The sequence below is a fragment of the Rhizobium sp. WW_1 genome, from assembly GCF_003610155.1.
GTDB classification, from domain to species: domain Bacteria; phylum Pseudomonadota; class Alphaproteobacteria; order Rhizobiales; family Rhizobiaceae; genus Rhizobium; species Rhizobium tropici_A.
Genome location: NZ_RAIN01000001.1, coordinates 35,435 through 47,227, shown reverse-complemented (window position 1 = coordinate 47,227; position 11,793 = coordinate 35,435). Strand labels below are relative to the sequence as shown.

Here is an 11,793-nt window from a genome sequence, read left to right as displayed (position 1 = left end):
GCAGCCGCTTTTTATCTGCGGCCGCGCGGCGGTCTCGTGCCCGGTGCCTTGCGGGCCTGGTTCTTGTTGCGGCGGGTCGTCTTGTGGAAGGAACGCACCGCCGTCGGCATAGGCTTACCGTCGCTCAGCATTTCGAAGCGCAGCGCTCCGGCAAGCGGCACGGCTTCCGCCAGCCTCACCGTCACATCGTCGCCGAGCCGGTAGCCGAGCCCCGTCCTTTCACCCGTCAGCGCCTGATGCGCTTCATCGTAGATGAAGTAATCGGTGCCGAGCGTAGATATGGGGATGAAACCATCGGCGCCATAGTCCGGCAGGGTAACGAAAAGTCCCGACTTTGTGACACCGCCGACGCGTGCCTCGAATTCCGCGCCGACCTTGCCTGCCAGGTGATGGGCGATCAGCCGGTCCACCGTCTCGCGTTCGGCCGCCATGGCGCGGCGCTCGAAGGTCGAGATTTCGGCGGCGATATCGTCAAGCGAGGCTTCCTCGTCCGGCGTGATCCCGCCTTCGCCGAGGCCGAGCGAGCTCACAAGCGCGCGATGCACGATCAGGTCTGCGTAGCGGCGGATCGGCGAGGTGAAGTGGGCGTACTTCATCAGATTGAGGCCGAAATGCCCAATATTGTCGGGGCTGTAGATCGCCTGGCTTTGCGAGCGCAGCACCATCTCATTGACCATGGTCTGATGTGCGGTGCCCTCGGCTTTCGCGAGAATGCCGTTGAAGCTGTTGGCGCGTACATTGCCGCCCTTGGCGAGCGATATGCCGAGGGTCGCCAGGAATTCGCGCAGGATCTCCTGCTTTGCGAGCGTCGGTCCGTCATGGATGCGGTAGATCAGCACCTGCTTACGCTTTTCCAGCGTCTCGGCAGCGGCGACGTTCGCCTGGATCATCATCTCTTCGATGAGCTTGTGCGCATCAAGCCGTGGCGGCACGAAGACGCGGTCGACCGTACCATCAGGCTTCAGCAGGATCTTGCGCTCGGGCATGTCGAGCTCGAGCGGCTGGCGCCGGTCGCGACCTTTCTTCAAGATCTCGTATGCGTGCCAGAGCGGCTTGAGGATCGGCTCCAGCATTGGCCCGGTCTTGTCGTCGGGCTGGCCGTCGATCGCCGCCTGCGCCTGCTGGTATGAAAGCTTGGCCGCGCTCTTCATCATGATGCGATGGAAGGTGTGACCGGCCTTGCGGCCTTCCTTGGAGAAGATCATCCGCACAGCAAGGGCAGGCCGGTCGACGCCTTCCTTTAGCGAGCAGAGATCGTTGGAGATGCGCTCGGGCAGCATCGGCACGACGCGGTCGGGGAAGTAGACCGAATTGCCGCGCTTCAGCGCTTCGCGGTCGAGCGACGAGTTCGGCCGCACATACCAGGAAACGTCGGCAATCGCGACGGTGACGATCACGCCATCCGGATTGTCGGGCGAAGGGTCCATCTCGGCATAGACGGCGTCGTCATGGTCCTTGGCGTCGGCCGGGTCGATCGTGATCAGCGGCAGGCTGCGCCAATCCTCGCGATGCGACATCGTCGCCGGCTTTGCGGCATCGGCTTCCGCGATCACGGGAGCGGGGAAAACATGCGGAATGCCGTGCGCATGAATGGCGATCATCGAGATCGCCTTTTCCGAGGCGACGGAGCCGACGACCGACAGAACCTTGGCGCGCTGCAGGCCGAAACGACCGAGACGCGCCACTTCGACCTCGACCAAGTCACCGTCCTTGGCACCGCCGGTATAATCCGGGTCAATGACCATTTCCTCGCCGCGCCGCTCGATCGGCATGAGACGGCCACCACCGCCAGGCGTTTCGCGGAAGACGCCCATGGAGGCGCCCTGCCGCTTGTCGAGCACTTTGATGATGCGGGCCGTATAGGCCGGACCGCCTCGATCAGTGGCCGCGAAGATCTTCGCAAGAATGCGGTCGCCCATGCCGGCGACAGGCGCCTTGCCCTTGCCGTTGCGACCGGCGGGCGAGGAGGACTGCTTGATCATGACAGCCGGAGCAACGCCGTTTTCGTCAGCCCATTCGGCGGGGCGGCCGATCAGCATGCCATCCTTGTCGCGGGTGGTGATATCCAGAACGGCGATCGGCGGCAGTGCACCGGGGCGGATGAGCGACTTGCGGCTCTTCTGCACCATGCCTTCTTCTTCAAGCTCGCGCAGCAGTTCCTTCAGCGCGACGCGGCTCTCGCCCTTCAGACCGAAGGCTTTCGCCAGCTCGCGCTTGGAGGCCTGCTGCGGATGATCGGCGATGAAGCGCAGGAGGACCTCGCGCGGCGGCAACTCGCCATGGATGATCGCCACCATCGGCTCGGCATCACCGCTTGCCTTACCGGCGCGGCCGGGTTTGCCGGAACGCCGTTCCGACGATGGATTCCTGCCGCGCGGTTCTCTGCTCACTCTGCACTCTTCTTTTTCGCTGCCGTTTTGGCCGCCGGCTTCTTTGCAGCAGCCTTCGGTTTGGCGGTCGTTTTCGTCGCTTTGGCGCCGGCAGCAGCGGTCTTTGCCTTGGCAGGCGCCTTCTTGGTGGTGCCGCCGCTCTTGCCGGCCTTGGCGGCGATCAGGGCGAGTGCTTCCTCGACTGTGATCGCCTGCGGGTCCGTGCCCTTCGGCAGCGTCGCGTTGACCTTGCCCCAGTTGACATAGGGGCCGTACTTGCCGTCGCGAACGGTGATCGCGCCGCCGCCATCCGGATGCTCGCCGAGCTCCTTCAGCGCCGCTGCCGCACCGCGCGCCTTGCCACCGGCGGCCTTGCTCTGCTTTTCGGCAATCAATGTCACGGCGCGGTTGAGACCGACCGTGAAGACGTCTTCCACGCTTTCGAGGTTGGCGTAGCCGCCGTCATGCAGCAGGAAGGGACCGTAGCGGCCGATGCCGGAAGAAATCATCTTGCCGGTTTCCGGATGCTTGCCGATATCGCGTGGCAGCGAGATCAGCGCCATCGCCTTCTCGTAATCGATATCTTCCGGTTTCCAGCCACGCGGCAGCGATGCGCGCTTCGCATCCTTGCCGTCGCCGCGCTGGATATAGGGTCCGAAGCGGCCCGAACGCAGGGTCAGCTCCTCGCCGGTCACCGGATCAGCGCCCAGCGCCTTCGGCTCGTTCAATCCGTTGGATTCGGCCTCCGCGCCGCCTTCGGAGGACAGCTGGCGGGTATAGTTGCATTCCGGATAGTTCGAGCAGCCGACGAAGGCACCGTATTTGCCGAGTTTCAGTGATAGGTTGCCTGTGCCGCAAACCTGGCAGATACGCGGATCGCTGCCGTCTTCGCGCTTCGGGAAGACGAGCGGCGCCAATGCGTCGTTCAGCGCGTCCAGTACGTTGGTGACGCGCAGTTCCTTGGTGTCTTCGATCTGGGCGAAGAAATCGCGCCAGAAGTCACGCAACACGTCCTTCCAATTTAGCTCGCCGGCCGAAATGCGGTCGAGCTTCTCTTCTAGGTCGGCCGTGAAATCATATTCGACGTACTTGGTGAAGAAGCTTTCGAGGAAGGCCGTGACCAACCGGCCCTTGGCCTGCGGCAAGAGCTTGCGCTTGTCGATGGTCACGTAGTCGCGGTCGCGCAGGGTCGCGAGCGTCGCGGCATAGGTGGAGGGACGGCCGATGCCGAGCTCTTCCATCTTCTTGATTAGCGAGGCTTCCGAATAGCGCGGCGGCGGCTCGGTGAAATGCTGGGTGGAGTTGATCTTCTGCTTGGCGAGGTTTTCCCGCGCATTGATCTCCGGCAGGCGACCGCCTTCTTCGCTGTCGTCGCTCTGCTCGCCGTCTTCCTTCTGGTCGGTATAGGCGGCGATGAAGCCATCGAAGCGAATGACGGAGCCGACGGCGCGTAGCCCGGCCTTCTTGCCGGCGTTGTCGGCAAGGATTTCCACGGTCGTGCGCTCGATTTCGGCCGAGGCCATCTGGCTGGCGATGCCGCGCTTCCAGATCAGGTCGTAAAGCTTGAGCTGATCGTCATCGAGGAACTTGCGGATGCGGTCCGGCACGCGGTCGAAGTCGGTGGGGCGGATCGCTTCGTGCGCTTCCTGGGCGTTCTTCGCCTTGGTGGAATAGAAACGGGCCTTTTCCGGCAGGTAACGGTTGCCGAACTGGTTGGCGATGGCTTGGCGGGCCGCATCGATCGCTTCCGGGGCCATCTGGACGCCGTCGGTACGCATATAGGTGATGAGACCGACGGTCTCGCCGCCGATATCGACGCCTTCATAAAGCTTTTGCGCCACCTGCATGGTGCGCGAAGCCGAGAAGCCGAGCTTCGAGGAGGCGGCCTGCTGCAGCGTCGAGGTGGTGAAGGGAGGGCTCGGATTGCGTTTGACCGGCTTTGCCTCGACGGTGTCGACGACGTAGGAAGCACCTTCCAGCAACGCCTTCAGCTTGCCGGCTTCCTCGCCGTTGCCGATGGCGCGTGGAGCCAGGCGCTTGCCGTCGGCAGACACCAGGCGCGCTTCGAATTCATCGCCGCGCGGCGTCTTCAGGATCGCCGATAGGTTCCAGTATTCTTCCGAGATGAAGCGCTCGATTTCCGACTCGCGGTCGCAGACGAGGCGAAGCGCCACGGACTGCACACGGCCGGCCGAGCGGGCGCCCGGCAGCTTGCGCCACAGCACCGGCGAAAGGTTGAAGCCGACGAGATAGTCAAGGGCGCGGCGGGCGAGATAGGCATCCACCAGCGGCACGTCGATATCGCGCGGATCTGCCATTGCGTCGAGCACGGCTTTCTTGGTGATGGCGTTGAAGACGACGCGCTTCACCGGCTTGCCGTTGATGACGCGCTTCTTGTTCAGCACATCGAGCACATGCCAGGAAATGGCTTCACCCTCGCGATCCGGGTCGGTCGCGAGAATGAGACCGTCGGAGGATTTCATCGCATCGGCGATGTCCTTGATGCGCTTTTGCGAGGCACCATCGACTTCCCACAGCATTTCGAAATCCTGGTCCGGCAGCACCGAACCGTCTTTGGCGGGCAGGTCACGCACATGGCCGAAGGATGCAAGAACCTTATATCCGGGTCCCAGATATTTGTTGATTGTCTTGGCCTTGGCAGGCGATTCCACCACTACAACGTTCATCATCAAGTCTCTGAATACGAGGTCGCGCCGGTATAAGGCGCGGGAGATACCGGGTTTTTCCGTCTTCCCGGCCTTCCGACATGGACAGGGAAATCGTCGCGGTCAAGAGGCGAAGGCGATTTTTGCGCTTGGCGCGACGATGCGATGCTTAGAATTGGTACGGGTGTCACAATTTTCAATCCAGCATGGAGATTGACACTAGCCCGCCCGGATGGCGATGCAGCCGGCCGGCCATGTCCAATTCGAGCAGGACCGAGTGAACGGCCGATATCGGCAGACCAGTGTGACGGACGATGTCGTCGATCTCGACCGGAGTCGGCCCGAGCGCCTCGATGATATGATCGCGCTCGGCATCGTCGGGCGGTGTGGAGCGCGCTCTGCTTCTCTCAACGGGCGGTGCGGCGGGGCGCGGGTGAAAGAGGTCGGGTTCGGCGAGCGGCCGCAACGCTTCGACGACATCGTCCGGCGTGGTGACTATCATCGCGCCATCTTTCAGCAATCCGTTCGTCCCTTCGCAGCGTGGATCGAGCGGCGAGCCGGGAACGGCGAAGACGAGCCTGCCGAATTCTCCGGCAAGACGCGCCGTGATCAGCGAGCCGGAGCGCGTTGCCGCTTCGACGACAACGACGCCGAGCGAAATGCCGGCGATAAGGCGATTGCGGCGCGGAAAGTCGCGCGCTCGCGGCTCCCAGCCGAAGGGCATTTCACTGACGGCAAGCCCGTTGCCGTCCCATATGTCGTTGAGCAAGCCAATATTTTCTGGCGGATAGGGCTGGTCGAGACCGCCAGCCATTGCGGCGATCGTACCCGTTACGAGGCTGACGCGATGCGCTGCCGTGTCGATGCCGCGCGCAAGGCCGGAGACGACGGCATAGCCGGCCTCGCCGCAGGTGCGCGCGATCATGGCGGTGAATTTCGCGCCGCTGATCGAGGCGTTGCGCGAGCCCACCATCCCGATGGCCGGTTGTGTCGCTGTCGGCATGTTGCCCTTGACGGCAAGCAGCGGCGGTGCGCCGTCAATCTCGCGGAGGGCAGGGGGATAATCCGGTTCGCCGATGCCAACGAAGCGCGCGCCGAAGCGATGCGCCGCTTCCAGCTCCCGCAATGCGTCGCGTTCGTCGGCGATACGGATGGCGCGCGTCGAACCGCCGCGCTGGGAAAGTTCTGGCAGCGCGGCCAGAGCCGCTTCGGCCGAACCATAGTGATGGATGAGATCGCGAAAGGTGGACGGGCCGACATTGTCGGAGCGGATGAGCCTGAGCCAGGCGATCCTCTGTTTTTCGGTCAGCGCAACTCCGATCCGTCTTGCGCTGCCTGTGTCCATTATCCCTTTGCTCCGATCTTGCCTTCCGTTCCCGCGGTCAGCCTGATGATATTGGCCCTGTGCTTGTACCAGGAGATGACGGTCATCAGCGCCATGACGGCGGCGATCTTATCGACGCCCAATATCCACAATACAACCGGGATGACAAGAGTTGCAACCAGTGCGGAAAGCGAGGAGTAGCGGGTGGTGAAGGCGATCGCCAGCCAGACGATGGCGAAAATCAGCGCCATCAGCGGCGCCAGCCCAAGCAGGATGCCGAGATAGGTCGCCACACCCTTGCCGCCCTTGAAGCCGATCCAAACCGGGAAGATGTGGCCGATGAAGGCGGCAAAACCGGCGAGCACGCCCGCATCCTGGCCAAAGAAATGGGCTGCTATCAGGACGGCCGCCGTGCCCTTGAAGGCGTCAAGCAGCAGGGTTGCGGCCGCAAGCCCCTTATGGCCGGTGCGCAGCACATTGGTCGCGCCGATATTGCCCGAGCCGATGTTGCGCACATCGCCGAGCCCGGCCATGCGGGTCAGCAGCAGGCCGAAGGGAATGGAGCCGAGCAGGTAGCCGATGACGAGGGCGGCCAGCGCGGTCTGCAGAGTGAGCTGCCAAGTCCAGAAATCCGCCATCACGTCTTATTCTCCGTAAACCCTTTAGGCCGCCCTAGAGACTGTGGACCAGCTTGCCGGCGACATAGGTTGCCACCGCCCGGCCGCTCATTCTCGCATCTTCGAAAGGCGTGTTCTTCGAGCGCGACAGAAGCATGTCTTTTGCGACAAGCCAAGGCTCATCGAGATCGACAAGCGCGATATCGGCCTTGGCGCCGGGCTTCAGCGTGCCGGCGGGCAGCCCGAAGATCTGCGCCGGCCGCGTCGAGAGCGCATCGATAAGCCGCATCAGGCTGACCTGGCCGCTATGATAGAGCCGGAGTGCGGCCGGAAGCAGCGTTTCCAGACCGACGGCGCCATCCTCAGCCTCTCCAAACGGCAGGCGTTTCGTATCGACGTCCTGCGGATCATGCGAGGAGACGATGATGTCGATCGTGCCGTCTTCCAGCGCCTCGATCATGCCCATGCGATCATCCTCGGAGCGCAGCGGCGGATAGAGCTTGAAGAAGGTCCGGTACTCGCCGATGTCGTTCTCGTTGAGCGCGAGATTGTTGATCGAGATGCCGCAGGTGACCTTGGCGCCGCGCGAGCGGGCGAGGCGGATCGCCTCGGCCGATTCCGGCACCGAAATCATCGCCGCATGATAATGACTGCGCGTCAGCGTGGCGATGCGGAGGTCGCGCTCCAGCGGGATCAGTTCGGCTTCCTTCGGAATGCCCGAGAGGCCGAGCCAGCTTGCAAGCAATCCCTCATGCATGACGCCGTTCGCGCCGAGATATTTGTCGCGGGTCTCGCAGGAAATCACCGCGCCAAATTCGCGGGCATAGGTCATCAAACGGCGCAGAACTTGGCTGTCGTGGACGCTGGAATGCGCGTCGGTGAATACGACGGCACCGGCCTCGCGCAGCAAGCCGATTTCCGTCATCTCCTCGCCGGCAAGCCCCTTGGTGAGAGCCGCTGCCGGATAGACGTTGACGACGGCCGTGTCGCGCGCCGTCTTCCGGACAAACTCGACCAAGGCGATATCGTCGATGACCGGGTCGGTATCCGGCATCATGATGAAGGAGGTGACGCCGCCAGCCGCGGCCGCACGGCTGGCCGAGGCGATGGTTTCGCGATGTTCGCCGCCGGGTTCGCCGACATGCACGCGCGCGTCGACGAGGCCCGGAATGGCGACGAGGCCGCTGCAGTCGCGAACGGTCGCGCCCTTCGGGGTTGCTTGGCTCTTCGCATCCTTGCCCGACGCAACGATCACGCCGTCTTCGACGACGATCGTGCCGACCTCATCGAGGTCGCGGGAGGGGTCGACGATGCGGACGTTCTGGAGGACGATCGAGTTGCTCATGCGCCCACTCCCTCGCTGCGGGGCCCTTGGTTCTGCGAAACGAGCAGGGTCTCCATCACGGCCATGCGCACGGCGACGCCCATTTCAACCTGTTCGGCGATGACGCTTTGCGGGCCGTCGGCCACTTCGGAGGCGATTTCCACCCCGCGGTTCATCGGACCCGGGTGCATGACGAGCGCATCCTCCTTGGCGACCTTCAGCGTCTCGGCGTCGAGCCCGTAGAAGTGATAGTATTCTCGCACCGAGGGCACGAAGGCGCCGGACATGCGCTCGCGCTGCAGCCGCAGCATCATCACGACATCGGCGTCCTTCAGTCCTTCCTTCATCGAATGGAAGACCTCGACGCCCATGTCGGCGATGCCGGCCGGCAGCAGCGTGGCGGGTGCGACGACCCGGACGCGGGCGCCCATGGCGCCGAGAAGCAGAATGTTGGAGCGGGCAACCCGCGAATGCAGCACGTCGCCGCAGATCGCGACGATGATGCGCGAGAGCTTGCCCTTGGCGCGGCGGATCGTCAGCGCGTCGAGCAGGGCTTGCGTCGGATGCTCATGCTGACCGTCGCCGGCATTCACGACCGAGCAGGAGACCTTTTGCGCCAGGAGTGCCGCAGCGCCCGCGCTCGAATGGCGGATGACAAGCACGTCCGGCCGCATGGCGTTCAGCGTCATTGCCGTATCGATCAGCGTCTCGCCCTTTTTGACCGAGGAGTTGCCGACCGACATGTTCATCACATCGGCGCCAAGCCGTTTGCCAGCAAGCTCAAAGGAAGATTGCGTTCGCGTCGATGCTTCGAAGAAGAGATTGATCTGTGTGAGACCGCGAAGCGTCGACGTCTTTTTCTCGCGCTGGCGGCTGATCTTGACCGCCTCGTCAGCCTTGTCGAGAAGATAGGTGATATCCTGCTCGGTGAGGCCCTTGATGCCAATGAGGTGGCGGTGGGGAAAGAAGACCATGAACCTGCCTCCGGATTTCGTCAGGCGGTCTATAAAGAGGGAGCGCCGATGGGGCAAGCGGCGGTATGCGCCGAGCCCGTTTGTTCCCCATGCAATTTCGCCCGAATCCCGCTACAGGAGCTATGCCGGTGGGAGACTTAACTTCCAGTTTCCCTTTGCAACCTACTTGCTCTACAAGCGATTCATGACCCAACCGACCCGGACTGACGACCCCTTTGCCGACCTGAACCAGCCGAGCCTTTGGACCGGCATCAATGCCTATCGTTCCGATCCGCTGATCGTCGATCTCACCTCCGGCCTGCCGCGTTCGATCCGGGAAGAACTGGAGCAGCACGGTCGTTTCGTCACCTCGCACGAGGCGCAGGAACTGGCGCGCATGGCGAACCAGGGCACGCCGCAGCTGCGCACCCACGGCCCGCGCGGCGAGCGTCTGGATGTCGTCGAATTCCATCCGGCCTGGCATGCGCTGATGCGCCGCTCCATGGCGATGGGCCTGCATTCCTCGATCTGGGACGCGCAGGCCGATCCCGAGGCGAAAGGGCAGTCGCACAAGGTCCGCGCCGCGCGCTTCTATCTGACGGCACAGCTCGAATGCGGTCATCTCTGCCCGCTGACGATGACCAGCGCCTCCGTGGCTGCGATGATGGCCTCACCGGCCGTGCAGAAGGACTGGGCGCCGAAGATCCTCTCGCGCAAGTACGATTCGTCCAACAAGCCCGCCATGCAGAAGAGTGCCGTCACCATCGGCATGGGTATGACGGAAAAGCAGGGCGGCACTGATGTGCGCGCCAACCGGACGAGCGCCGACAAGGTCAGCGAAGGCATCTACAGGCTTTCGGGCCACAAGTGGTTCATGTCGGCGCCGATGAGCGACGCCTTCATCATGCTCGCCCAGACCAAGGACGGCATGGGCTGCTTCCTGGTGCCGCGTCTTTTGGAAGACGGTTCCGCCAACGGCTTGCACTTTCAGAGACTCAAGGACAAGCTCGGCAACCGCTCGAACGCCTCCTCCGAAGTCGAGTTCACCGATACGTTCGGCTTCCTGCTCGGCGCGCCGGATGCCGGCATTCGCACGATCCTCGATATGGTGACGCTGACGCGGCTCGACTGCGCGCTGGCCTCCACCGGCATTATGCGGGCGTCGCTTGCCGAGGCCGTGCATCATACGCGCGGCCGCAGCGTCTTCGGCAAGATGCTGGTCAACCAGCCGATCATGACTCGCGTGCTCGCCGATATGGCGCTCGATGTTGCGGCTGCAACCGCGCTCGCCTTCCGCCTGGCCGAGGCTTTCGACAAGGCAAGCGGCAGCACGGAAGATGCGGCCTATGCCCGCGTCATGACGCCGGTCGCGAAATACTGGTGCTGCAAGATCGCACCGGCGCTGATCTACGAAGCCATGGAGTGCATTGGCGGCAGCGGCTACATCGAAGAGCGTCCGATCGCCCGCCATTACCGCGAAGCCCCCGTCAACGCGATCTGGGAAGGCTCCGGCAACGTCATGGCGCTCGACGTGCTGCGCGTGCTGAATCGGGGCAGGGACCTGTTCGAGACCGTCTTTGCCGGTCTTGCCCGCGATCTCGGCCCGGCCGGAAAGAAGACCATCGACGTCCTGCGGGCAGCCATGGCGCTTTGCGAACAGGATGAGGGCGCCGCCCGCCTGCTGGTCGAGCAGATGGCGCTTGCGGCCGGTGCGGCCGAGCTTTATCGCCTGGGGGCCGGCAAGATCGCCGATGCCTTCATCGAAACCCGTCTGGCCGGCGGTTGGCGGGCGACCTACGGCATGCTCGATTCGCGCTTCGATGCCAGCTACATCGTCGATCTGCTTTATCCGCCGGCGACGTAAGCAATGGTTTCCATTCGAACCGTTCGGCCAGAGGATATCGATCAGCTCTACGCGATCTCGCTCCTGACTGGCGATGCCGGCAAGGATGCTACCCCGCTTCATCGCGACGGCCGGCTGATCGGGCATATCTATTCCGCGCCTTACGCCACGCTTCATCCCGAACTGGTCTTCGTCGCCGAAGATAACGAAGGCGTCTTCGGCTACATATCCGGTGCTTTCGATACCGTCGCCTTCGAGGAGCGTCTGGAGCGCGAATGGTGGCCAGACCTACGGCGACGCTATGCCGACCCGGCAGGCGACCCGGCGCTATGGGATGCCGATCAGAAGCGGATAGCGGCGATCCACCATCCCAAGCGCGCGCCTGCTGTTCTAATCGAACGCTTCCCTGCCCATATTCATATGAATCTGCTTCCGAGAGCGCAGGGAAAGGGCATCGGCACGGCATTGCTGGATCGTTGGATCGAGAATGCGCGCGCCAACGGCGTCAAGGGTATTCATCTCGGCGCCAATATCGGCAACCATGGCGGCATCCGATTCTGGTCGTCGCGCGGCTTCGTGCCCGTCGAGTTGCCGCCCGGTCTCGCGTCGGAAACCACGGTCTGGTTCGGCCAGTCACTCTAATCTGTGGATTTGTGGGTTTGAGCGATGCTGGCACCAGCAGCTCGGTTGTTCCCGT

At 63.3% G+C, this 11,793-nt stretch carries 8 protein-coding genes; 2 read left to right on the top strand and 6 right to left on the bottom strand.

The window, feature by feature from the left end:
• Positions 1-11: 11 nt before the first annotated feature.
• The 6 genes from rnr to BJ928_RS00210 form a co-directional block, all read right to left on the bottom strand.
• Positions 12-2,390, bottom strand: a complete 2,379-nt coding sequence (gene rnr / locus BJ928_RS00235) for a ribonuclease R (protein ID WP_047627030.1) — start codon at positions 2,388-2,390, stop codon at positions 12-14.
• Positions 2,387-5,056: a type I DNA topoisomerase gene (gene topA / locus BJ928_RS00230; RefSeq protein WP_047628692.1), complete on the bottom strand. Its 2,670-nt coding sequence runs from the start codon at positions 5,054-5,056 to the stop codon at positions 2,387-2,389. Before topA ends, rnr begins: the two co-directional genes overlap by 4 nt.
• Positions 5,057-5,231: 175 nt before the next feature.
• Positions 5,232-6,380 carry a DNA-processing protein DprA gene (gene dprA / locus BJ928_RS00225; protein WP_047627029.1) on the bottom strand — a complete coding sequence of 383 codons (1,149 nt, stop codon included), beginning with the start codon at positions 6,378-6,380 and terminating at the stop codon, positions 5,232-5,234.
• On the bottom strand, positions 6,380-7,000 hold the full coding sequence (gene plsY / locus BJ928_RS00220; RefSeq protein WP_047627028.1) for a glycerol-3-phosphate 1-O-acyltransferase PlsY: 621 nt from the start codon (positions 6,998-7,000) through the stop codon (positions 6,380-6,382). The genes dprA and plsY overlap by 1 nt, the downstream gene beginning before the upstream one ends.
• 31 nt (positions 7,001-7,031) lie before the next feature.
• Positions 7,032-8,321, bottom strand: a complete 1,290-nt coding sequence (locus BJ928_RS00215; RefSeq protein WP_047627027.1) for a dihydroorotase — start codon at positions 8,319-8,321, stop codon at positions 7,032-7,034.
• On the bottom strand, positions 8,318-9,274 hold the full coding sequence (locus tag BJ928_RS00210) for an aspartate carbamoyltransferase catalytic subunit (protein WP_047627026.1): 957 nt from the start codon (positions 9,272-9,274) through the stop codon (positions 8,318-8,320). Before BJ928_RS00210 ends, BJ928_RS00215 begins: the two co-directional genes overlap by 4 nt.
• Positions 9,275-9,458: 184 nt before the next feature.
• Between BJ928_RS00210 and BJ928_RS00205 the strand changes: the two genes are divergently transcribed.
• Positions 9,459-11,117 (top strand): acyl-CoA dehydrogenase family protein, encoded by a 1,659-nt coding sequence (locus BJ928_RS00205; RefSeq protein WP_047628691.1) that lies wholly within the window; start codon positions 9,459-9,461, stop codon positions 11,115-11,117.
• A gap of 3 nt (positions 11,118-11,120) precedes the next feature.
• The gene (locus BJ928_RS00200) at positions 11,121-11,738 is read left to right on the top strand and encodes a GNAT family N-acetyltransferase (protein ID WP_047627025.1); all 618 of its coding nucleotides are present in this window, start codon (positions 11,121-11,123) and stop codon (positions 11,736-11,738) included.
• The last annotated feature ends 55 nt before the right edge of the window (positions 11,739-11,793 follow it).